General features: G+C 58.2%; 17 protein-coding genes and 13 tRNA genes. 26 read left to right on the top strand and 4 right to left on the bottom strand.

Annotated elements, in window-relative coordinates; translation table 11 throughout:
* Window positions 1-132: 132 nt before the first annotated feature.
* The 18 genes from AC50YL_RS17190 (at window position 133) to AC50YL_RS17105 (ending at window position 8,435) form a co-directional block, all read left to right on the top strand.
* A tRNA-Asn gene (locus AC50YL_RS17190) sits at window positions 133-208 on the top strand.
* A 5-nt stretch (window positions 209-213) separates the two neighbouring features.
* Window positions 214-304 (top strand) — tRNA-Ser (locus AC50YL_RS17185).
* Between the two features lie 21 nt (window positions 305-325).
* Window positions 326-400 (top strand) — tRNA-Glu (locus tag AC50YL_RS17180).
* Window positions 401-413: 13 nt separating this feature from the next.
* Window positions 414-489: transfer RNA gene (locus AC50YL_RS17175), tRNA-Val, on the top strand.
* Between the two features lie 26 nt (window positions 490-515).
* Window positions 516-592: transfer RNA gene (locus tag AC50YL_RS17170), tRNA-Met, on the top strand.
* 39 nt (window positions 593-631) lie between these two features.
* Window positions 632-708 (top strand) — tRNA-Asp (locus AC50YL_RS17165).
* A 20-nt stretch (window positions 709-728) separates the two neighbouring features.
* A tRNA-Phe gene (locus AC50YL_RS17160) sits at window positions 729-804 on the top strand.
* Between the two features lie 27 nt (window positions 805-831).
* A tRNA-Thr gene (locus AC50YL_RS17155) sits at window positions 832-907 on the top strand.
* 7 nt (window positions 908-914) lie between these two features.
* Window positions 915-990, top strand: a tRNA-Lys gene (locus tag AC50YL_RS17150).
* Between the two features lie 32 nt (window positions 991-1,022).
* Window positions 1,023-1,102 (top strand) — tRNA-Leu (locus AC50YL_RS17145).
* Between the two features lie 64 nt (window positions 1,103-1,166).
* Window positions 1,167-1,241: transfer RNA gene (locus AC50YL_RS17140), tRNA-Gly, on the top strand.
* Window positions 1,242-1,247: 6 nt separating this feature from the next.
* Window positions 1,248-1,324, top strand: a tRNA-Arg gene (locus AC50YL_RS17135).
* A gap of 23 nt (window positions 1,325-1,347) precedes the next feature.
* Window positions 1,348-1,424 (top strand) — tRNA-Pro (locus tag AC50YL_RS17130).
* A gap of 552 nt (window positions 1,425-1,976) precedes the next feature.
* The gene (locus AC50YL_RS17125) at window positions 1,977-3,653 is read left to right on the top strand and encodes an ABC transporter substrate-binding protein (protein ID WP_494833403.1); all 1,677 of its coding nucleotides are present in this window, start codon (window positions 1,977-1,979) and stop codon (window positions 3,651-3,653) included.
* Between the two features lie 91 nt (window positions 3,654-3,744).
* Window positions 3,745-4,620, top strand: coding sequence for a carbohydrate ABC transporter permease (locus AC50YL_RS17120; protein ID WP_494833402.1), 876 nt, complete (start codon window positions 3,745-3,747; stop codon window positions 4,618-4,620).
* Between the two features lie 14 nt (window positions 4,621-4,634).
* Window positions 4,635-5,450: a carbohydrate ABC transporter permease gene (locus tag AC50YL_RS17115; protein ID WP_494833401.1), complete on the top strand. Its 816-nt coding sequence runs from the start codon at window positions 4,635-4,637 to the stop codon at window positions 5,448-5,450.
* Window positions 5,451-5,481: 31 nt separating this feature from the next.
* A complete protein-coding gene (locus AC50YL_RS17110; RefSeq protein ID WP_494833400.1) occupies window positions 5,482-7,650 on the top strand; it encodes an alpha-L-rhamnosidase-related protein in 2,169 nt (722 codons plus the stop codon).
* Window positions 7,651-7,865: 215 nt separating this feature from the next.
* Complete coding sequence (locus tag AC50YL_RS17105) at window positions 7,866-8,435, top strand: xanthine phosphoribosyltransferase (protein ID WP_494833399.1); 570 nt, start codon at window positions 7,866-7,868, stop codon at window positions 8,433-8,435.
* A 147-nt stretch (window positions 8,436-8,582) separates the two neighbouring features.
* Here AC50YL_RS17105 and AC50YL_RS17100 read toward each other — a convergent pair whose 3' ends face one another.
* The 3 genes from AC50YL_RS17100 to AC50YL_RS17090 all read right to left on the bottom strand — a co-directional run bounded on the left by AC50YL_RS17100 (window position 8,583) and on the right by AC50YL_RS17090 (window position 11,549).
* Window positions 8,583-10,118: a DHA2 family efflux MFS transporter permease subunit gene (locus AC50YL_RS17100; protein WP_494833398.1), complete on the bottom strand. Its 1,536-nt coding sequence runs from the start codon at window positions 10,116-10,118 to the stop codon at window positions 8,583-8,585.
* 66 nt (window positions 10,119-10,184) lie between these two features.
* The gene (locus tag AC50YL_RS17095) at window positions 10,185-10,715 is read right to left on the bottom strand and encodes a PadR family transcriptional regulator (RefSeq protein ID WP_494833397.1); all 531 of its coding nucleotides are present in this window, start codon (window positions 10,713-10,715) and stop codon (window positions 10,185-10,187) included.
* A 198-nt stretch (window positions 10,716-10,913) separates the two neighbouring features.
* On the bottom strand, window positions 10,914-11,549 hold the full coding sequence (locus AC50YL_RS17090) for a GntR family transcriptional regulator (protein WP_494833396.1): 636 nt from the start codon (window positions 11,547-11,549) through the stop codon (window positions 10,914-10,916).
* Window positions 11,550-11,641: 92 nt separating this feature from the next.
* Here AC50YL_RS17090 and AC50YL_RS17085 point away from each other — a divergent pair, with 92 nt between their 5' ends.
* The 8 genes from AC50YL_RS17085 to AC50YL_RS17050 all read left to right on the top strand — a co-directional run bounded on the left by AC50YL_RS17085 (window position 11,642) and on the right by AC50YL_RS17050 (window position 20,781).
* On the top strand, window positions 11,642-12,331 hold the full coding sequence (locus tag AC50YL_RS17085; protein WP_494833395.1) for a GntR family transcriptional regulator: 690 nt from the start codon (window positions 11,642-11,644) through the stop codon (window positions 12,329-12,331).
* Between the two features lie 228 nt (window positions 12,332-12,559).
* A complete protein-coding gene (locus tag AC50YL_RS17080) occupies window positions 12,560-13,714 on the top strand; it encodes a mandelate racemase/muconate lactonizing enzyme family protein (RefSeq protein WP_494833394.1) in 1,155 nt (384 codons plus the stop codon).
* Window positions 13,715-13,738: 24 nt separating this feature from the next.
* Window positions 13,739-14,662 carry an SMP-30/gluconolactonase/LRE family protein gene (locus AC50YL_RS17075; RefSeq protein WP_494833393.1) on the top strand — a complete coding sequence of 308 codons (924 nt, stop codon included), beginning with the start codon at window positions 13,739-13,741 and terminating at the stop codon, window positions 14,660-14,662.
* Window positions 14,663-14,784: 122 nt separating this feature from the next.
* A complete protein-coding gene (locus tag AC50YL_RS17070) occupies window positions 14,785-15,297 on the top strand; it encodes a hypothetical protein (RefSeq protein WP_494833392.1) in 513 nt (170 codons plus the stop codon).
* A gap of 112 nt (window positions 15,298-15,409) precedes the next feature.
* Complete coding sequence (locus AC50YL_RS17065) at window positions 15,410-15,940, top strand: hypothetical protein (RefSeq protein ID WP_494833391.1); 531 nt, start codon at window positions 15,410-15,412, stop codon at window positions 15,938-15,940.
* 121 nt (window positions 15,941-16,061) lie between these two features.
* On the top strand, window positions 16,062-16,748 hold the full coding sequence (locus AC50YL_RS17060; protein ID WP_494833390.1) for a class I SAM-dependent methyltransferase: 687 nt from the start codon (window positions 16,062-16,064) through the stop codon (window positions 16,746-16,748).
* A gap of 352 nt (window positions 16,749-17,100) precedes the next feature.
* Window positions 17,101-18,213: an N-acetylmuramoyl-L-alanine amidase family protein gene (locus tag AC50YL_RS17055; RefSeq protein ID WP_494833389.1), complete on the top strand. Its 1,113-nt coding sequence runs from the start codon at window positions 17,101-17,103 to the stop codon at window positions 18,211-18,213.
* Between the two features lie 303 nt (window positions 18,214-18,516).
* On the top strand, window positions 18,517-20,781 hold the full coding sequence (locus AC50YL_RS17050; protein WP_494833388.1) for an acyltransferase family protein: 2,265 nt from the start codon (window positions 18,517-18,519) through the stop codon (window positions 20,779-20,781).
* Window positions 20,782-21,014: 233 nt separating this feature from the next.
* Here AC50YL_RS17050 and AC50YL_RS17045 read toward each other — a convergent pair whose 3' ends face one another.
* Window positions 21,015-21,443 (bottom strand): pyridoxamine 5'-phosphate oxidase family protein, encoded by a 429-nt coding sequence (locus AC50YL_RS17045; RefSeq protein WP_494833387.1) that lies wholly within the window; start codon window positions 21,441-21,443, stop codon window positions 21,015-21,017.
* Between the last annotated feature and the right edge of the window lie 36 nt (window positions 21,444-21,479).

Raw genomic sequence — 21,479 nt, 5'->3', positions numbered from 1 at the left:
AACGTGTGGAGCTGACGAATACTAATCGGTCGAGGGCTTATCCAAGCACATTCGGCATGCAGCTAAGCAAGAGACCTTCGCAAAGGTTCGTATCCAGTTTTCAGGGTGGAAGTTGCCCGAATTACATACCGTTCCCTGATAGCTCAGTTGGTAGAGCACTCGACTGTTAATCGAGTTGTCACAGGTTCGAGTCCTGTTCGGGGAGCCATTTCTGGAGAGATACCCAAGTGGCTCAAGGGGACCCTCTGCTAAGGGGTTAGACTGCGCAAGTGGTGCGAGGGTTCGAATCCCTCTCTCTCCGCCAGAACTTGTTTCACATTCTTCCGGCCCGTTGGTCAAGTGGTTAAGACACCTCCCTTTCACGGAGGTAACAGGGGTTCGAGTCCCCTACGGGTCACCATTTTCGTTCCCATGGAGGCTTAGCTCAGCTGGGAGAGCATCTGCCTTACAAGCAGAGGGTCGGCGGTTCGATCCCGTCAGCCTCCACCATAACTGCATAGCAGTATTTTTAATGACGCGGGGTGGAGCAGCCCGGTAGCTCGTCGGGCTCATAACCCGAAGGCCGCAGGTTCAAATCCTGCCCCCGCAACCAATTTCAGACATTATCGGATCATTCCGAAGTGAATAATACGGAGCCGTGGTGTAGTGGCCCAACATGCCTGCCTGTCACGCAGGAGACCGCGGGTTCGAATCCCGTCGGCTCCGCCATTCTTTTCACTTGCTCATGCGGCTCGGTAGCTCAGTCGGTAGAGCAGAGGACTGAAAATCCTCGTGTCGGCGGTTCGATTCCGTCCCGAGCCACCATGTTCATTAAGCACTTTTACATCACTTGCCGGTGTAGCTCAGTTGGTAGAGCAACTGACTTGTAATCAGTAGGTCGTGGGTTCGACTCCTATCGCCGGCACCATTTGTTCGAGCCATTAGCTCAGTTGGTAGAGCACCTGACTTTTAATCAGGGTGTCGTAGGTTCGAGTCCTACATGGCTCACCATTTTCTCTTAATGAAGATGACAATTCTTTTGCGCGCGTATGGCGGAATTGGCAGACGCACCAGACTTAGGATCTGGCGGGCGACCGTGGGGGTTCAAGTCCCTCTACGCGCATTAAGACCTTAACAAAGAATGCTTCGAAGATCGATCCGATTGCTTTACGGAAAGATTGCATCATGCGGAAGTGGCTCAGCGGTAGAGCATCGCCTTGCCAAGGCGAGGGTCGCGGGTTCGATTCCCGTCTTCCGCTCCATATTTTGCGCCCTTAGCTCAGCTGGATAGAGCGTTTGACTACGAATCAAAAGGCCGGGAGTTCGAATCTCTCAGGGCGCGCCATTTTAAAATTAATCGTTACATAACGGGACGTAGCTCAGCTTGGTAGAGCACCTGGTTTGGGACCAGGGGGTCGCATGTTCAAATCGTGTCGTCCCGACCATATTTTTACGATTCAGCTCCTTGCTTACGCGGGGAGCTTTTTTGTTGTGTGGCAAGATCTTCGATTATTGTGCTTGCCCTAGGGAGTGGCACCAAAGTCTTGAGTTAGTGTGCTTTGCCCTTAGGGACAGTATTGATGAGTTAGGATTCGTGCACAGCGAAGAAATGGTGGATAGCATAAATCGGTGGCTAACAGGAACAGCAAGCATGACCTTGGAGTCGTTCAGCGATCGGGACCTGGGAAGCGGTATTATTAATCATGATAAAAACGTTTTATACCATTCGGGCATTGGAACGGCTTTTTTAGCGAGCGTTTTATGATTTAGTGCGCGAAAACCCAGTAAAATCAAGGTCCCTACAGTTATAAAAAACGTTTTAGTTTTATGTTGTTAGATGTGCCCAGGTAATGGTAAGATGTGAATATAAGTAAATGTAAGTGCTTACAATCTGAAAATCATCTTTCTCGAGGTGATGATGATCAGGCGGATTGGTTTGTATAAAACGTTTTATGTGGTGAATAAAATCATGCTTATCACTCTGGGGGGTTAAGTTCATGCAAAACAAGAAAGTTGTTGCTTTACTTACCACAACCGTCCTTTCGGCAACGTTGCTTGCGGCTTGCGGATCGAATAACGACGCAAACTCCGGCGACACGGCGAACACCGCGAATGACACGTCTACTAACGCAACCAACGCGGGCATCTCAACGGACAAGGGCAATTCAACCAATACGGGCGATTCAACCGACACAGGCAATACCGCGACAAACGAACCGGCTAAAGCGGACAAAACGATCACGTTCTCCACGATTACCAACTATTACACGGCTGGACTTCAAACCGCTGCCGACGATTACCATAAACTGCATCCGGAAACCACCGTGAAAATCGATATCGTGTCCGACAACACGACCTACCAGACTTCTTTTCAAGCGAAGATGGCTGCCGGCGGCGACGATGCGCCGGATATCGTGCATGCGAATCTGCTCGGCGACAGCCCGGCGAACAATGTCAAGAAGGGCTTCCTGCTGAAGCTGGACGATTTCGTCAAGAAACCGAACCCTTACAACAACGGCACATCGCTGTGGGACGGCATCAACGCGGACTACTGGCCGTACGCGTACACGGCTGACGGCAACATCTTCATGCTCCCGTTCGATATCGTCGGAACCGGGTTCTTTTATAACAAGGATCTCTTCGCGAAAGCGGGCATCGCGGATGCGCCGACGACTTGGGAAGACCTGTTTGCCGACCTGCAGAAGCTGAAGGACTCCGGCGTCATTCCGCTTGCCATGTCCCAAGCTACGGGAAGCGACTATGAAGGCTGGATGGTCAGCGCATTCCTCGACTGGTCGACGCGCCAATACGTGCCCGAGACGCTCGTTCAAGCAGGCGACGCCAGAGATACGCCGCAGGTCGAAGCGATCAATGCCAAGGTAAAATACGACGTCAATAATCCATTCTTCGATATCGGTGCCGTGGCGGATACGGAACGCCAGCTGGCCTTGTGGAAGTCCGGCAAATACGACGCCCAGGGCCCGGCCGAACAAAAGACATGGTCGACGTTGAAAGAGCTGTCGAAATTTCTGCAGCCCGGCTACGCAACGATGAAGGACGGAGACGCTTACCAGCTCTTCATCGCCGGCAAGGCGGCCGCTTATTGGAACGGAAGCTGGCAGGTCGGCCAGATCCTGAAGGATCAGAAGTCGCTCGGCGATAAAGCGTTCCAGTGGGGCACGTTCAAATTTCCGGACTTTGCGACGCCAGACCCGAACTTTCCGGGACATCCCCGCGGTATTCTCGTCCCCGGCCACCAACTGTCCGTTACGAACAAGAAAGACAAAGATACGGTAGAGCGCTCCGAGGATTTCCTGCAATTCCTGTACTCGCCGGGCGAAGCGCAAAAGGTATTCACGGACACGATCAACGCCGGCCAATTCGTTCAGGGCCCGAGCCTCGTGAAGGGCGTAACCTTGTCGGATGAGGTTAACTCCTACCTGGAGGGATTCAAAGTAGCCGGCAATATGACGGCCATCGCGCTGTTGACGGGCGGCAATCCTTCCGCGGAGCCGAACGCAACGGCGGAGATGAAGAGCCTTGAGCTTCAGTACTACAACGACAAGCTCTCGCTCGCCGATTATTTGAAGAAACGCGCCGATTTGACGAAGAAAACGAACGAGCAATACATCAAGGACAATAAACTCGACCTGGATCCGAAAACGAATCCATAAGCTGCAACGCAAACGGTGACGGGGCTGTGGCGATGACCACCCCCGTCCTCGTCTTTTACCATGTCGGACGCCATGCAAAGGAGAGCCACGGATGAACTTGGCCAAGTGGAAGAGATACGGCATTTCGTATTTGTTTCTTATCCCTTCGTTTCTGTTCATTGCGACATTCCTGTATTACCCGGTCTTACTTGCCTTCTTTCATTCCTTCACCAAATGGAATCTCGTGCAGTCGAGTTGGGTTGGACTGGATAACTTCAAACGGATGTGGACCGAAACGTCGTTCGTGACAGGCGCGAAAAACCAGCTCATCTATTCGGTGACGGATATCGTCAAGGCGATCGCGTTCCCGCTGATCGGAGCGGAATTGATTTATTTGCTCGGCGGCAACAAGCTCAAATACCTGTTCAGAACCGGCTTTATCTTGCCGATGCTTCTGCCGGGCGTCGTGACGATCCTGCTGTGGCAGAACATCTACGATCCGACGAACGGGCTCCTGAATCAACTGCTTCACGGACTCGGGATGAATGCGACCCATGCTTGGCTAGGCGAAGACGGTACGGCGATTTGGTCTATCGTCCTGATGGGGCTGCCGTTCATATCCGGTCTTCCGTTCCTGATCTTCTACGCGGCCATCGGCAACATGAACCAGGAGCAGCTCGAAGCGGCGCGAATCGACGGGGCAAACGGCTGGAACGTATTTACCAAAATGCATCTGCCATTCCTCATTCCGCAATTCAAAGTCGTCATCATACTCACGATCATCGGCAGCTTGCAGGACTACGTGAAAATCCTGATCATGACGGGCGGCGGGCCGGGCGTCGCGACGACGAATCCGGCGATGATCATGTACAACGCGGCATTCGGAAGCTCGCAATACGGTTATGGTTCCGCGATCGGCGTTGCGCTTTTCCTGGTTATCCTTATCGTGACGGTGTTCAACATGAAACTTCTAAAAACGGACTATTAAAAGGGGGCGCTCGCATGTCGGGTTCATTGAAAAAATGGCCAGGTGGGGTTCTGCTCTCCGTTTTGCTCCTATTGACGCTGGTGCCCTTCCTGTTGCTTCTCTTCTTCTCGTTCAAAACGCAGCTCGAGGTGCTGATCGATTTCTGGGGCATGCCGGAGAAGCTTCACTTCGAGAACTACGAGGCGGCCTGGAAAGCGGTCAGATCCAGCATCGGCAATTCGTTGTTCGTGTGCGTCGTGACCGTGTTCGGCGCGGTCGTGATCGGGTCGCTGTCGGGGTACGTGTTCGCCAGGCATCGATTTCCGCTTAAAGGCCCGCTGTACCTGCTGCTGATCGGCGTCATGATGATTCCGTCCCTGCTCACGGTCGTGCCGCTGTACGCCATCATCAACAACCTGCATATGACGCACTCGTTCTGGGGGCTGATCCTGCCTTATATCTCCGGGACGCAGCTGCTTGGGATCCTGCTGTGCCGAACCTTATTCGAGTCGCTGCCGGAGGAGCTCTTCGAAGCGGCGCGCATCGACGGCGGCGGCGAGTTTTATTTGTACGCGCGCGTGGCGATGCCGCTGTGCGTTCCGATTCTCGTCACGATCGGCATCGTGACTTTCCTCGCGGTCTACAGCGATTACCTGTGGCCGTTTATCGTCCTGGACCAAGCGCATCAGACGTTTACGATGGCGGCGGTCGGATTGAACAAGTCGGGCCGGTCGGATATCGGACTATCGTTCTCGGCTTATATCATCGGCAGCGTTCCGACGATTCTCGTTATTCTATTCGGCATGAAATATTACATCGAAGGCATGGTATCGGGCGCCGTTAAATCGTAGCCGTCAAATCGCAATCGAAAAGAGGAACGTTATGGAGACGCAATCTACGGAAACGAAGCTGCCGAAATGGATATGGCATCCGGATCGGGAACGCAGGCTCAGCCTTTCGCTGACCCGTACGTTCAAGGCAACGCATGAAATTCGCCACGTCTCCCTGCATGCCGCGTTTACGGGCGGAGCCCGCGTTTTTCTGAATGGCGCGCTTGTTGCCGCGGTGGAAGAACAAGCCGGCAACGCCGGAGCTTTCAAGCAAATCGCCCGGTTTCCGGAGACGCTTCAGCCCGGGGAGCACGAGCTGCGCCTTGAGCTGGAATGCAGCGAAATCGTCCCGCTGGCGGAAGTGAACTATTACCTGTGGAACCGCAGGGTAGGGGCGATCGCATACCTGCAGGGCGAAGGCTTCTGGCTGGCAACGGACGAATCCTGGCGCTCGGACGAAAGCGATGCCGCAGTGATTTGCCTGCTAGGCGAAGAGCCGTTCGGCGACTTGGAGAACAGTCCGAACACGTTCGTAGCCGGCGGATTCGGCGATATTCGGGCTTTCGACTTGACCGGCGTTACGCTGCTGGACGCCACGGCGGCGCAAGCATCCGTCAGCGGCGCCAAGGCAAGACTGACCGGCGTGCACGCTCAAGACGGGGACATCGCGCTTCCGAAGCAGCAGCAGCTGGAGCTGTTCTATCATCTTCGCAAGCAGAACGAATGGAAAGCCATGCGCGCCATTCAAAACGACATGGCGCTGGGGGAGGCTTCCGCGGTCGTGCTGGATCTCGGTGCCGAGCATAATTGCCGGTTTATCGCGGCCAACAACGGCCTGAAGCCCGTAAAACTGTTATGGAACGGCGCTGAATCGCTGCAGGAGCTCCAGCGCTACGACGGATGCATCACGGAATGGGTCGTCGTGCAGCCGGGACAGACCGCATGCACGCTTCCGCAAGGCTTTCGATACATCCGCTTGCATGTGCTGGGCGAGATCGGACAGCCTTTCGACCTAGCGCTGACCTTCCAATCGGTGCATGTCGCGCTGAATCAAGTCGGCAAGCTGGAGAGCGATTCCGCCCGGCTGAACGCCATATTCGAGGTATCGGCGCATACGAGCCGCATCTGCCATCAGATCGGTTTGTGGGACGGGATCAAGCGGGATCGTCTCAACTGGACGTTCGATTTCTATTTGGCGGCGAAATCGTGCTATTTCGTATGGGACGACTATGCCGTCATCCGACGCGCGGTTCGGGAGCTGGGGTTCGGCACGCCGAGCGGCCACTGGATGAACGGCATTTGCGAATACACGCTCTGGTGGATCAAGACGGTCTGCGAGTATTACGAACAGACGGGCGACAAGGATTTCGTCCTGGAGCTGAAGGAGCCGCTGCGGCGCCATGTCGCTTGGGTGCAGCGGAATACCCGGCCCGGCGAAGGATTGCTCGTGCAGCAGGACGGCGTTCTGGTGGAATGGGTTCCGATGACGGGCGACGAGAAGCTGCTCGCATTGCAAGCGATTTATGCGCTGACGCACCATGACCTGAAAAAGCTGGCCGCGTTCCTGCCGGAGCTCGAACTGTCGTTCCAATGGCCGAAAAAGGCGTTGAAGGGCAGCGACTATCTGAAAAAGGATCACGCGCTCGCGGTGAAAACGCTCGGCATCGCGAGCGGATACGTCTCGGACGAGGAGGCGGTCGCGTTTCTCGAGAGCTGCTCGCTGCAGGATCCGCTTACTCCTCTATCTGCGTTTCAGCTCGCGGAATGCTATTCCCGTTACGGCCGTCACGAGCAGGCGTACGATGTTATCGATAAAGTATGGGGCGGGATGCTGGACCATGGCGCAACCGCTTTCTGGGAGGCTTTCAAGTTGGATACGACCGGGGCGGAGGATTACCACGATGCGCTTACGACCTATACCGCGTACGGCTCCTACCGGATAAGCCTGTGCCATGCTTGGTCCAGCACGCCGGCGAAGTGGATTGGCGAAACCGTGCTCGGCGTGCAACCGCTCGAGCCGGGCTACCGCCGCGTTCGCGTCGCGCCGGCCGCGGTCGGCGGCATCCGCGCATGCAGCGGCACGGTGAACACGCCGCTTGGGCCGCTGACGATCAAGTGGCATCTGGATGCCGATGGCGAGCTGCGCGCGGTCGTGAACGCCCCGCCGGGGATGCGGATCGAAGCGCAGGAGCAAATGGTCGTCGAGCCAGGCGAGGTGTAAGAAGAACAAAGATTGACGAGAACACGCCCCTTGAAGCGAATGGCGACCGTTTGCGGTCATGCCAGGGAAGCTTCGAGGGGTTTTATTTGCCGCGCGCTTACCGAAATAACGGAAGCTGCACGGAGGCGGCAGAAATAGGCTATGGCGTTCCAAGCGCGTAATAAGCCATAATATAGGGATGCATGTGGAAATGGATTGAAGGAGGAGCAGCCGCAGTGGAGCTTTTGAAAGAAAAGATCAAACAGGAAGGCATCGTGCTGGAGGGCAGCGTGCTCAAGGTGGATACGTTCTTGAATCATCAAGTGGACGCGGAGCTGATGCACGAGATCGGGCGGACGTTCGAGCAGCTGTTCTCGGAAAGCGGCGTGACCAAAATCATGACGATCGAGTCGTCGGGCATCGCCCCGGCCGTGATGACGGCGCTTCGGATGCGGGTGCCGATGGTGTTCGCGCGCAAGCGAAAATCGTTGACGCTGCGAGAGGATCTCTATACGGAGCGGGTCTATTCCTATACGAAACAGGAAGAAAGCGAGGTCACCGTGTCGCGCAAGTTTCTGGCGCCGACGGATCGCGTGCTGATCATCGATGACTTCCTCGCGCACGGCGAGGCCGCGCTCGGCATGGCGCGTATCGTCGGCCAAGCCGGCGCCGAGGTTGCCGGCATCGGGATCCTCATCGAGAAGTCGTTTCAATCCGGACGCGGCAAGCTGCTCGAGCTCGGATACCGGGTAGAATCGCTCGCGCGCATCGCTTCGCTGGATGGCGGGACGGTTACATTCGCGTAGATGTTGGAGGCGCCCGCATGAATGCTGATGCGGCGTAAGCTTACGAAAAAGCAAAGACCCAAAAACGTCCCCGCCGTTAGTCGGCAGGGACGTTTTTGGTATTCGGGCGAAGACGTGTCGTTGTAGATGCCGCAAGAGCGCGTCAGGTTAGGCCGTATGCACGACAGCGGCATTGTCTTCAGCCGCTTCCGGCTTCTTCTGCAGGCGCGCATTGCCGAGCGTAAGCGCGATAATCGCGCCTGCCGCCATGACGAACAAGGCGAGAATGAAGCCGTGAGAGATGGCGTTGCCGATCGCATCCCGCATGAAGGCAAGCAGGTCAGCGGGCATATCCGATGCGCCGCGGAGAACGGTCTCCGGATTCGTCAGCGTCGCCGCCTGGTCGTTCGGCAACTGGAATTCGGCGATCGCTTCCCGCGACGAATCCTTCAGACTCGCGTTGACGAGCACGGCCATCAAGGAGGCGCCCATCACGCCGCCGATATTGCGCCAAAAGCCGACGACGGAGGAGGAGATGCCGATGTATCTCGTATCCACGGCCATCGCCACCGCGCTCTGGCCCATGCTCATCAGCGGTCCGATCACGCCGAGACCGAGCAGGATCATGATGCCGATCACCTGCCAGTACGGCATATCCGGCGAAAGATTCATGAGCAGGAGGGAAGCGACGACGCCGAGCGCCATGTTCGCGAACATCACCGTACGGAACTTCAATTTGCCCGCGACGAAGCCCGCCGCGATCGCGCCGCCGATCAGGGAAGCCATCATCGGCGTCAGGACGCCGTTGGAATTGGCTTTGCCGAGCACGCTCGTCGCGTAGAGCGGCAGGTACGTGATGGCCGAGAACATGATGAACCCTTGGCAGAAACAGAGCAGGCTCGTGCCGAGCACCAGCCGATGCTTGAAGATCGAGAGCGGCAGCATCGGTTCCTCGGCCTTGGATTCGACCCGCAGGAACGAGACCGCGCCCAGCGCGCCGATCGCGAAGAGTCCGATGATTTGCCAGGAGCCCCAAGCGTAATCCTTGCCGCCCAGCTCAAGCGCGAGCAGGACGGAGACCGTCGTGACGATCAGCAAAACGGCGCCAAGATAATCGATCTTCGGCTTGCGCTCGGCCTTCGACTCGCGGAGGGAGAACAGCAGCACGAGCATGGAGGCGATGCCGATCGGCAGGTTGACGTAGAAGCACCAGCGCCAGCTGAAGTGCTCCGAGATCAAGGTGCCGAGCTGCGGACCGGCGACGGACGACAGGCCGAACACGGCGCCCATGACCCCGGACAGCTTGGCCGCCTGCTTGGGATCGCCGAACAGCGTGAAAATAATGGAAAACGATATCGGAAAGACGGAGCCGGAGCCGATGCCTTGGATGACGCGGAACCAGATCAATTGGTCGATGGTTTGCGCCATGCCGCAGAGAGCGGAGCCGATCAGGAATAGGGATATGCCGATCAGGTAAAACTTCTTGCGACCGAACAAATCGGACAGCTTGCCGAAAATAAGCATGGTGCTGGTGGCCGCGAGCATGTAGGCGGTAAATACCCACGAGATTTTCTCGAATCCTCCGATGTTCTCGATGACCTTATTGACGCTGGCGGATACGATCGTGTTATCCAGCGAGGCCATCAGCAATCCTAATGCCATGGACAGGACGATGAGTCCCGTATGTTTCGAAGCCGTTGACATGGACGTTGCCTCTCCTTTCAAGTCGATATAAGGTGGTTGACCTGTGCGGCTGCGCGCCGAACGGGGCTATTCAAGCTCCGTAAGCTTTCGCAGCGCTTCGTGCAGGGTCTTGGTCTTGGCCGCGTTCAGTTCGAAGCCGATGTCGAGACAGAGCGTCTTTACCGTCGACAGTTCGGGCTTCATCTCGGTAACTTTTTGCTTTATCAGGCTTATCTGCTTCTCCGCTTCCTCGGACTTGCGAATCTCGTCGCGTACCCAGTCGGTCAGCGTATCGTGGTCCATATGCTCGCCGAAGAACATCCGCACCATAAAGTCCGAGCGGTAGACGTCCTTCTCCACCGGCGATTCCAAATAGGCCTGAAACTGCGCCCGCCCCGCTTCGGTCAGCGAATAGACGTTTTTGTTCGGGCGGCTTTCCTGAATGACGCTTTCCTTGAGGATGTAGCCCTGCGCTTCCAGCTTCGCGAGCGTCGGATAAATCGTGCCGAAGCTGGCATCGAAGAAGAAGGACAGCGGCATCTCGAGCATTTGCTTGATCTCGTACCCGGATAACGGCTGGCGGTGAAGCAAGCCCAATATGACATCTTGACTGTTCATGCGTATAACGGCCTCCCGCGATATAGTTTGGCGATGGATTTAATATATCAGGTCAGTATATATCGAGTCAATATATAAATCGATGACAGGCGGAAACTCCGCAGGCGAAAAAAACGTTCCCGCTTAGGCGAGAACGTTTTTTGTCGGTGCTATGGCGGGTTGCGTTCAAGGAATACGAGTCAAACGCGATACAGGCGGTTATGCCCACGTTTTCTTCAAGATATGCAGGTACCGGAGGAGCGCGGTTTGGAAAGTTTCGATCGGGTCGGGCAAACCGTCCAGCAAGGCTCGCATGACCGCTGCCATTTCTCCGCGATGAGGCGCTGCCCAGCGTCTTGCGGCAGTCGGCCAGAGCAGCCGCGCGGCGGTGCGCGTCAGCGTATCGTCCATCTCTTGATTATGGCCGAGCGCGATGATGCTGCGGATGGCGGCAAGCTCGAACGAGGAGAGACTTTCCGGACCGTCGCCGACCGAATCCGCACCGAGCCTGGCTTGCAGCTCGGCGCCCAGCTCCTTGGACAGTCCGCTCAGGCTTTCCGGATCGAGCCGTCTCGTGCCGATGACCGCAAAGAGGAGCATGGCGGCGATCAGTTCCAGCAGGTCGCCGGTACGCCTTGCCGACGCGTCGAGCACGAGCACGCCGTGTTTCGGGATGATCCGCACGAAGCCCTCCGTCTCCAGCCTTTGGAGCGCGGCCCGGATCGGCGTTCGGCTCATGTCGAGCCGCGAGCCGAGCTGGACCTCCGAGGTTACCGTGCCTTGCGCAAGTGTGCCTGCAATGATTTGGGCGTAAATGCTATGATAGGCTTGATCGCGAAGCGAGCGTTGGGTCATGCGTGCTTATGCAGCCTCCTCCGGTGAAGTCTTTAGTTGAAGTATAGCATAGGCATGAATGCCGCGACTCTCGGTGTACGAAGCCGGGAGGCATGGCATCAAGGAAGAATGGAAACTCCATCGGCGAGGAGCTGGGCAGATTGGACAAGCGGGATGCGGCCGTCACGCTGCGCGAAACGGCGTTTCAGGTCATCAAGCAGCATATCGTGAACGGGGAATGGTCCGGGGGAACCTTCTTGACGGAGAAGTTTCTGAGCGAGCTGCTCGGCATGAGCAAGACGCCGATCCGCTCTGCGCTGGACCGTTTGGAAATGATGGGGCTGGTAAAGCTTTCGCCCAAGCAGGGCGTAATCGTGCAGGAGCTGTCGCTGAAGAAAATTCTCGAATTCTACGAGCTTCGGCTTTCGTTGGAAACGTACGCCGCCCGAAAGCTGACGGGGAGGATGGATGCGCCGTTCTTCCAAAGGCTGGATGCCAACATCGCGCTGCAGGACGAGGCGATTCGCCATGACGATATCTCGGGCTACGTGGAATTGGATCGGGCGTTCCATGCCATGATCGTCGGGGGATTGGACAACGAGGAATACGCAGAGGTCATGTCGCGGATTCAGGATAAGTTTCTCCTCGCGGTACGCATGACGTTCGTCAAAAACAAACGGCGGCTGATCGGCAGCATCGAGGAGCATCGACTGATCCGAGAGGCGCTGGCAGGACAGGATCCGGCGTTGTCGGCGAAGTTGATCGAAGCGCATATCGAGTATGTGAAGAAGATTATGTTTTGATTGGGAACGGGGGAGGAAGCAGGCGAATGCTGCATTCCCTGTCTTGCGACAGGGAACGAAAACCAATCGCCTCTTTCGAAGAAGCAGATGAATGCTGTACTCCCCGACCTCCGTCGGTGAGCACAAACCATTCATCTCATGTATACAAGTTAGACATCTTGTCGCTGTCACCCCCCTGTGCTACGTTGAAGCTAGCAATCCACACTTCGCGCAAGGGGAGAGACGCTAATGAGAATCACCGACATTCGCACGTTTATTTTGGGCAATCCGTGGAAGAATTGGCTGTTCGTGCTCGTCGACACCGACGAGGGCGTGACGGGGCTCGGCGAGGGGACGCTGAACGGCTTCGCCAAGACGGTGGAGGCCGCGATTCACGAGCTGAAGCATCTCGTCATCGGACGCGATCCGTTCGACGTCGAGACGATCAGCCTGAAGCTGTTCCGCGACGTGTATTCCGACGGCGGGCAAATCCAAGGCTCCGCGCTGGCCGCTATTGAAACCGCTTGCTGGGACATCATGGGCAAGGTGACGAACCAGCCGCTGTACAAGCTGCTCGGCGGCCGATGCCATGACAAGCTGCGCGCGTACGCCAACGGCTGGTACCGCGGACCGAACACGCCGGAGAACTTTCACGAGAAGGCCAAAATCGTCGCCGCCAAGGGCTATACGGCGCTCAAGTTCGATCCGTTCGGCGCGGCTTGGCGGACGGTGACCCGGCAGGATTTCGCGGCGGCGCTCGAGAATATCGCCGCGGTCCGGGAAGCGGTCGGGCCGGGCGTCGACATTCTCATCGAAGGCCACAACCGCTTCAGCGTCAGCACCGCGCTGCAGTTCGCGGACGCCATGCTGCAATACGAACCGACGTGGTTCGAAGCGCCGGTGCCGCCGCATTTGGTGTCGTCGATGGTGGAGGTGGCCAGGCGCAGCCCGGTACCGGTCGCGTGCGGCGAGGATTATTATTCCCGCGAGCAGTTCGCGGAGCTGCTGAGGCACGACGCGGTCCACATCATCCAGCTCGAGCCGCAGTTTCTCGGGATTGCCGCGTCGAAGCAGGTTTGCGGCATGGTCCATGCGCACAACGGCGTCACCGCGCCGCACAGCGCGCAGGGCCCGGTCTGCTCCGTCGTGTGCAGCCATTTGAACATGGCGACGCCGAATTTCTACCTGCACGAAATTTTCGACGAGTTCAACGAGCCGTGGGAAGAACAAGTGCTGATGCCGGCGCTCCGCGTGCAGAACGGCTACTTGACGCCGCCGGAGGGACCGGGTCTCGGCGTGGAGTTGAATCTGGCGGAGATCGACAAGCATCCTTACCAGGTCGGCAACTGGCTGCCGCTCTTCAAGCAAGGCTGGGAGAAACGCGAGTCGGTGAAGGAAGACTAATCTCATTCGGGAGCGATGAAAACCATGACGCAAGCGAAAGCGGAACAATTCGCGCACGCGGCGGAGCTGCTGCTGGACGCGAGAGCGATTTTGGCCGAAGGGCCGCATTGGAACGCCGCGCAGGGCAAGCTGTATTGGGTGGATATTCAAGGCTGCTCCTTCGGCAGGCTGGACGTTCGCTCCGGCCGCAACGAACAATTTCCGATCGGCAAGACCGTCGGCGCCGTCGTGTCGGCCGCGGAAGACGGCGAAATCGTCTATCTCTCCACGCGGGACGGGTTCGAACGGTACGATTGCCGGACGGGCGTGCTGACCGCGATCGCCGATCCGGAAGCGGATAAGCCGGCCAACCGGTTCAACGACGGCAAATGCGATTCCCGCGGCCGATTCTGGGCCGGTACGATGGAAGACGCGGAGCACGACGTGACCGGCGCCTTGTATGTGCTCGATAACGATCTAGGCTGCCGCAAGGCGCATGAGAACGTCGGCGTGTCGAACGGCATCGCCTGGAATGCCGAGGAGACCGGGATGTACTACATCGATTCCATGAAAGGGACCGTGACGGCGTTCGATTACGACGCGGCATTCGGGCGCATCGCCAATCCGCGGATCATCATCGATTTTCAAGCGGAGCAGGGCGCGCCGGACGGCATGACGATCGATGCCGAAGGCATGCTTTGGATCGCGCATTGGGGCGGCTGGCAGGTGTCCAGATGGAATCCGGAGACCGGGGAGAAGCTGGATGCGGTATACGTGCCCGCGGCCAAAGCGTCGTCCTGCATCTTCGGCGGCGATGATCTCGAGACGATGTACATCACCACGGCGAGCATCGGCTTGTCGCCCGAGCAGCTGGCGGAACAGCCCCACGCAGGGGGGATTTTCGCGTATCGTCCGGGCGTGAAAGGAACGCCGTCGCATGCCTTTCGCGGCGCTTCAAGCTTAAGCTAAACTTTAGCAAAAACTAGCCTTAGGTCGGCTATCAAAGTCTCTGAAATCGGGTATAGTAGACGTAGAGACGAAAGCGGACCGCAAGCGAATCAGCTGCGTTCGCCTGCGAGGAGATGGTGTTTGTGAAGAGGCATGCTATAGGAATCGCGCTGACCATTCTGGGTTTATCGGCTTGCATTTCAACGGTGTCGGCTGTTGATAACGAGTATGCGCCGGTCAAGCAAACGCCGGATACCATAACGGTCTTTATCCGCGGCATCGACGTGAAGGACGGCCGGGAAACGCTGCAGGTCGACCCGATCTCGTGGTTCGAAGGCAAGGCCGCGGACGAACAATTTCTGAAGGACGAACCGGATTCCGGGCTTGACGGCGCGCCGGACGGTTATTATATCGTCAACGACGACGAGAAGCTGGAGACGCTCGAGGTCGATCCGCAGGCAGCCGTCCTGATGCAGATTTACGATCGCACGGGCAGCCTGGTGGATGCGACGACGGAGTGGAACCAAGCGATTTCGCTCGCGAAATTCAATGCGGTCTACCGCAACAATGGCGTTCTCGACGCGAGCGATTATCCGTATCATCTGACGGTGAAGGACGGCAAGGTCGTCCGGATCGTACAACAATTCATTCCTTGATCGCCGATAAATGCGAAGGCCCTTCCACGATGGTGGAAGGGTTTTTCGTTCGGAATGGCGTACAATGAAAGGAGCATGATTTCAGGCGTTGCGAAAAGGGAGCTGAGCAGTCGTGTTTGATCCAACCATATTCGATAACCTGAAGGTCGCCATCGAGAATTGCGTCTACGATCTGGACAATTTGGATGCGCGCGTCGTCATTACGGATCGCATCGACCGGCTGGACATGGCCGTCATGTCCCGGGCGTTCGCGCTGCAATTTTCGCTGGCGAGCGGCGGCGGCGTTACCGCCGAGATCCGGCTGGAAGCGTCCTTGAAGGAGCTGGCTGCCGAAATTCTCGATCAACCGGGAATGTCTCCGGGGTGCAAGCTCAGGCTCCGGTTCTTCATGCCGGTGGAAGACATTGATCGAACCTGCGCGAACGCGGAGCGGCAGCTGACGGAGATCTGGCAGCCGGACATGCCGCCGACGCAAACGATCAGCTTCTTGTACGGCGAGCCGAACCGTTCGTACCAGAACGAGATCGAGGTGCATTTCAACCGCAAAATCAACGAGGAGCAGATGGAGGACGTGCCCGTCCTGATCGACCATATGCTGAGAACGCTCGAGACGCTTGAGGCTTATCCCGATAAGCGGCCGTAGCTGCCGGCAGTCCTTCGCAACGGCATGCGCATAGGCGAAACCAATGGACGATATAGGTTCTTCGTATTTCACGCCGTCGGCGCCGTGGATTATGATGGATACAGCCTTGGAGGTGGTCGAGATGGAAAACATGCACCATGTGCGCAGCACGTTCGATGCGTCGGCGAACGGCTACGATGCGCAGCGCCGGAAATTGATTCCCTGCTTCGATGACTTTTACGGCACGGCCGTATCGCTGGCGGTGACGAACGCGAAGGAGCCGCGCATCCTCGATCTGGGAGCGGGCACGGGATTGTTCGCTTCGATGCTGCTGCAGAAGCATCCGAAAGCGCGGCTGACGCTGGTCGACTTGTCGGACAACATGCTGGCCGTCGCGAAAGAACGGTTCGGCGGAAAGCCGGACATCGCATATTTATGCCAGGATTACACGAGCTATGGTTCGGAGGGCGAGTACGATCTGATCGTCTCGAGCTTGTCCATTCACCATCTCTCGGATGAAGGCAAGCAAGTCGTGTACGGAAATGCCTTCGCCAACCTGAAGCCGGGCGGGATCTTCATTAACGCCGATCAGGTGCTCGGCCGCACGCCGTTCATCGATACGCTCTACAAGCAGGACTGGTGGAGCAAAATCGCGGCGAGCGGGCTCACCCAAGCGGAACTGGACGCCGCGCGCGAGCGGACGAAGATCGACCGCATGGCGGGACTCGGCGATCAGCTGGCCTGGCTTGAGCAGGCGGGTTTCGCGGACGTGGATTGCGTCTACAAGTATTTCAATTTCGTCGTCATGTACGGGCGCAAGCCGTTATAGCTGACTTACCGGCGTATTCGAATCGCCCTGCGTGCAATCGTCTCGTACGATTCGCCCGGGGCTTTTTTTTGTTGCGGTCGGACGAGCCGTCAAGCGCGCACTGCCGCGCGGATGTCGGATCACGAATTCGCGGCGTTTCGCCGAACTGCGGGGCGGCGGATCACGCGACCGACGTTAAGCTTTCCCCGTTTCGGCCGATAAACAAGGTAAGTTTATTAATGACGCCTGGGCGGCGTAGGCTGATGGTCATGAAACCGAGCGTTTCAAATTAGGGAGAATTTAAGGATGTTGAATTTTTCCATCGCCTGCTATAATGGTAGTCTACCTTTTTTATTTCCCGGAAGGAGATTCTATGCGAACCAAATTACTCGGTCTGGCTCTTATTCTTGTCGTTATTGTCGGCAGCCTCGGCTTGCGCTCCAACGATGCTTCGGCCATAACGAAGCTTCCCTATCAAGCGAAAGTGATCACCGCCGCGCTAAATATTCGCAGCGAGCCGTCCCTCCAGGCATCCGTCGTGGGCCAGCTGAAGGCAGGCGACGTCGTCAGCGTCACGGAGGAAGACGACGACGGCTGGGTGCTAATCAAGAAAAATAAATTAAGCGGCTATGCGGCGGGCTACCTGCTCCGCAAGCAGGACGACAGCGGGCAACCGGCGGGCTCGTCCCCGTCCTCGACGGGCGGCAAGGTGAGCACGAGCCCGGGCTCGACCGCGACCGTCACCGCGGATTCGCTGCGCATCCGGTCCGGTCCGGGCACAAGCTACAAGACGATCGGTTCTTTGACGCAGGGCGAACAAGTCACGGTCACGGGCAGCCAGAGCGATTGGCTGAAGATCCGCACATCCGGCAACGTTGCCGGCTGGGTAGCGAAGGAATACGTCGACAAAGGCGTGTCGCAGCAGCATTCGTCCGGCGGCACGGGCATTCGGGGCAAGCTCGTCGTCGTGGATGCCGGTCATGGCGGCAGCGATCCCGGCATGATCGGGACGACGTACGACACGAAGGAGAAGGAGCTGACGCTCAGCACCGCGCAGTACCTGAAGCAGGAGCTCACGCGGCTCGGCGCGAAGGTCATCATGACGCGGACGACGGACGTGAAGCCCGAGCTGTCGGAACGGGTGCAGGTCAGCGAGTCCAATCATGCGGATGCGTTCGTCAGCATTCATTATAATTCCTCGGTGAAGAAGACGAGCGGCACGCTGACGTTCTTCTATTCGGACAAGAAGGACAGGCCGCTGGCGTCGGCGGTGGAGGCGGAGCTGTCCAAATCCGGCATCGGCCTTCGCAGCAACGGGCTTTCGTTCGGCGACTTGTACGTGCTTCGGGAGAACGCGACCGTCGCGACGCTGGTGGAGCTCGGATTCCTCTCCAACCAGAAGGACGAGTCGATCGTCCGCGGGTCCTCTTACCAGAGGAAAGCCGCGGCTGCCATCGCCCGGGGCGTGGCGGATTATTTCGATTGAGATAGGCAATTCGGCGGCGATTCGTCCGCGAGTCGCGTGATTTCCGAGAGGCTCGGCCTTCGGAACCGGTGCATTCGGCTTTCGCGGCAGCAGGTCAACCAGTCAACTGGTTGGCCTTTTTTGCGTTTTCATGGCGTCGTGCCCGTCCATGCCGCGGGGCGGCGATGCCAGTTTGACACCGAGTTGTAACTCTTCTGTAACGACATTAAATAGGGGGCGTTTTATAATCGTTCTGTAGCCGGAAAACAGCGGTAATTTAGACAGCAAGTGGGGCCATTTCCCCTTCTGGAAGGAGAATAATCGATGCCCAAACCATTAGGAAGCAGCCGGTATATGCCCGGTCTCGACGGGTTGCGCGCGATCGCCGTTTTCGCGGTAATCGCTTATCATCTTAACCTCTCGTGGGTGCCGGGCGGACTGCTCGGCGTCGGTATATTCTTCGTCCTCTCCGGATACCTCATCACGGACATCCTATTGAAGCAGCATGCCGCGAAGGGGCGGCTTGACCTGCGCGATTTTTGGATCCGGCGCGCGCGGAGATTGCTGCCCGCGATGCTGATCATGCTTGGCCTCGTCTCCGCGTGGCTGTTGGTCGCCGATGCTTCGCGGCTGGCCTCCATGAGGGGAGAAATCGTGTCGGCGCTGCTTTACTATAGCAACTGGCGGTTGATCTTTCATCACGTTTCTTATTTCGAGAGCTTCGGCCCGCCTTCGCCGCTCGGCCATCTATGGTCGTTGGCGGTCGAAGAGCAGTTTTACCTGCTATGGCCGATCGCGCTCGTAGTGTTGGTCCGCGCGGTAAAGCAGCGCGGCCGGCTGATACTCTGGATTTTGGCGGGGGCGGCGTTGTCCGCGGGCGCGATGGCGCTGATCTACGTGCCCGGTCTCGATCCGAGCCGCGTGTACTACGGAACGGATACGCGGGCGTTCGGTTTGCTGATCGGCGCGGCCCTGGCGGTCGTCTGGCCGAGCTGGAAGCTGGCCGAGCCGATATCGCGCCGGGGAAGCATCGCGGTGGATGCCATCGGCACGGGCGGACTGCTCGTCGTCGCGCTGATGATCGCCACGGTCGGCGAATACGATGCGTTCCTGTACCGCGGTGGCATGGTCGTGCTTTCGCTGGCGGCAGCGGCGGTCGTGGCCGCCATGGCGCATCCGGCCAGCCGGCTTGCGCGAATCATCGGCAGCAAGCCGCTGCAGTGGTTCGGCGCCCGCTCGTACGGCATTTATTTGTACCATTATCCGGTCATCGCGCTCTCGACGCCGGCCGCGCAGGCAGATGAATTTCAGCCGCTGCGCGCGCTGATTCAAGTGCTCGCTTCGATGGCGCTCGCCGAGCTGTCCTGGCGGTACGTCGAAGAACCGATCCGCCATGGGGCGCTTGGCAGGCTGTTTGGCCAACTGCGAACGGGCCAAGGTCTGCAGCCCGGGCGAAGACGCGGCATGATGCTGGCCTGCATCTGCGCGCTCGTCATCGCGAGCGTCTCCTGCTCCAGCCAAAACAATTTGGTGCAAGGGGATAACGGGAAAGCCCAGACGGGCAGCGGTCAAACGGCGGATACAGGCGCTAAAGGCGACGAGTCCGGCGTTGTGCCGTCCGGGAATCATCAAACGGGCAGCGACGCGGCCGGGACGGGGAATCAGCCTGCAGGGTCGGCGGAGGAGCCGGGGGCCGGCAATCAGCCTGCAGGGTCGGCGGAGGAGCCGGGGGTCGGCGGCAGGACCGCAAACGGCGGCGCGGGCAGCGAGAGCGGAGAAGCCGGCGGCGCAGGCGCGAATGGCGGGAGCGGGACTGGAACAACGCAGCCAAGCGATGACGGCGGTACCGTATCGCCGCCCGCGAATAGCGATACCGAGGGTGACACGGGCAAAGACACTGCCGGAAGCAACGGCGATAACGGGGGTTCGAACGCCGCCGGGAGCGAAGGTACGGCCGGGGGCAAAGGCAGTACAACCGGAGGAGAACGCGGCACAGCCGGCGCTGGCTCGAATGGCGACGTCGGCGATACGGGCGAGCCGGGCGATATGCCCGGCAAAGGGCAGGCAGGCGGCACGAATACGCCCGCAGGTTCCGCGGACGGCGCGAACCCGCCGGTTCCGCCGGTCGCCAAAGACGGCATTACCGTCATCGGCGACTCCGTGATCTTGGACGCCAAGCCGTTCCTGGAGGAGCTGGTCGAAGGCATCGTCGTCGACGGCAAGGTCGGACGGCAGCTGTCGCAGGCGGATGACGTGGTCGCCGACCTCAAGCAGCGCAAACAGCTCGGCAGGACGGTCGTCATCGAACTCGGCACGAACGGGTCTTTCACCGCGAAACAGCTGCAGCAGCTGCTGGATGAGATCGGTCCCGACCGGACGATCTATTTCGTCAATACGCGCGTTCCGCGCAAATGGCAGGATGCGGTCAACGACATGCTGGCGGATACCGTATCGAGCCTGCCGAACGCGAAGCTGATCGACTGGTACACGGCAAGCGAGGATCACGCCGATTTCTTCGGCAAGGACGGCGTTCATCTGAAACGCAGCGGCGGCGAGTTTTTTGCCAATCTGATCGTGGGCTCGCTTTGACGGCAAGGCATGGAACGGGAGAGGCCTCCGTCGGGGCCTCTTTTTCTCGGCGTATGTTGTTGGCTTGCCCGGATTGATCTGAGGACTTCAAGGAATTGGCCTGATGCTGGGCGCTAGGCAATAAGACCTCTCGGCGGTCGCTTGCTCGTCGATTCCCGCCCGAAAAGCCCCCGCTGCGCTCAGCGGGGGCTTTCGCGTGCCGTCGTCAAGCCCGCGGCGGAAGCTCGTCCTCGTCATTCCGGCTTCCATACCTGCTGCTTCGACGCTTCGTCGAAATAATGAATTTCTTCCGGCGCGATCGCGAGGATCACGTAGTCGGGATCGTCCGGTCCGCTGAACCATTCGCGGAGACTGTCGTTCCACAGCCTGCCGCGGAGGGCATTATCCTTGGTGATGTCCGCCGTGCCTTCGATCTCCACGATCTGCGAGGATTGCTCGCCGTCGTAGCCGAGCAGCAGCGAGATTGCCGGATTCGTGCGCAGCTCTTCCACTTTATGCGTCTTGCGGTCCGTCGCGAGGTAGACGTTCAAGCCCTCGTGGAAAACCGCCATGTAGCGTATCCTGGGCCGGCCGCCCTCCACCGTGGCGAATGCTCCGATTCGATGCTTGTCCAAGGCTTCGGCGATACGGGCCTCGAGTTGTTGCTTCTCCATGATAGCCATTGTATGATCTCTCCTTCGTTTTGAAATTAGTATGAC

This window comes from Paenibacillus sp. J22P277, assembly GCF_059383675.1.
The sequence above is the reverse complement of the archived record's forward strand: the minus strand, read 5'-3'. Positions and strand labels throughout refer to the sequence as shown.

Bases quoted from the DNA above. Each gene is read 5' to 3' on its own strand.
- AC50YL_RS17090 (WP_494833396.1), bottom strand. From the start codon at position 11,549: ATGACCCAACGCTCGCTTCGCGATCAAGCCTATCATAGCATTTACGCC.
- AC50YL_RS17115 (WP_494833401.1), top strand. From the start codon at position 4,635: ATGTCGGGTTCATTGAAAAAATGGCCAGGTGGGGTTCTGCTCTCCGTT.
- AC50YL_RS17095 (WP_494833397.1), bottom strand. From the start codon at position 10,715: ATGAACAGTCAAGATGTCATATTGGGCTTGCTTCACCGCCAGCCGTTA.
- AC50YL_RS17110 (WP_494833400.1), top strand. From the start codon at position 5,482: ATGGAGACGCAATCTACGGAAACGAAGCTGCCGAAATGGATATGGCAT.
- AC50YL_RS17075 (WP_494833393.1), top strand. From the start codon at position 13,739: ATGACGCAAGCGAAAGCGGAACAATTCGCGCACGCGGCGGAGCTGCTG.
- AC50YL_RS17120 (WP_494833402.1), top strand. From the start codon at position 3,745: ATGAACTTGGCCAAGTGGAAGAGATACGGCATTTCGTATTTGTTTCTT.
- AC50YL_RS17045 (WP_494833387.1), bottom strand. From the start codon at position 21,443: ATGGCTATCATGGAGAAGCAACAACTCGAGGCCCGTATCGCCGAAGCC.
- AC50YL_RS17050 (WP_494833388.1), top strand. From the start codon at position 18,517: ATGCCCAAACCATTAGGAAGCAGCCGGTATATGCCCGGTCTCGACGGG.
- AC50YL_RS17080 (WP_494833394.1), top strand. From the start codon at position 12,560: ATGAGAATCACCGACATTCGCACGTTTATTTTGGGCAATCCGTGGAAG.
- AC50YL_RS17085 (WP_494833395.1), top strand. From the start codon at position 11,642: ATGGCATCAAGGAAGAATGGAAACTCCATCGGCGAGGAGCTGGGCAGA.
- AC50YL_RS17055 (WP_494833389.1), top strand. From the start codon at position 17,101: ATGCGAACCAAATTACTCGGTCTGGCTCTTATTCTTGTCGTTATTGTC.
- AC50YL_RS17125 (WP_494833403.1), top strand. From the start codon at position 1,977: ATGCAAAACAAGAAAGTTGTTGCTTTACTTACCACAACCGTCCTTTCG.
- AC50YL_RS17100 (WP_494833398.1), bottom strand. From the start codon at position 10,118: ATGTCAACGGCTTCGAAACATACGGGACTCATCGTCCTGTCCATGGCA.
- AC50YL_RS17060 (WP_494833390.1), top strand. From the start codon at position 16,062: ATGGAAAACATGCACCATGTGCGCAGCACGTTCGATGCGTCGGCGAAC.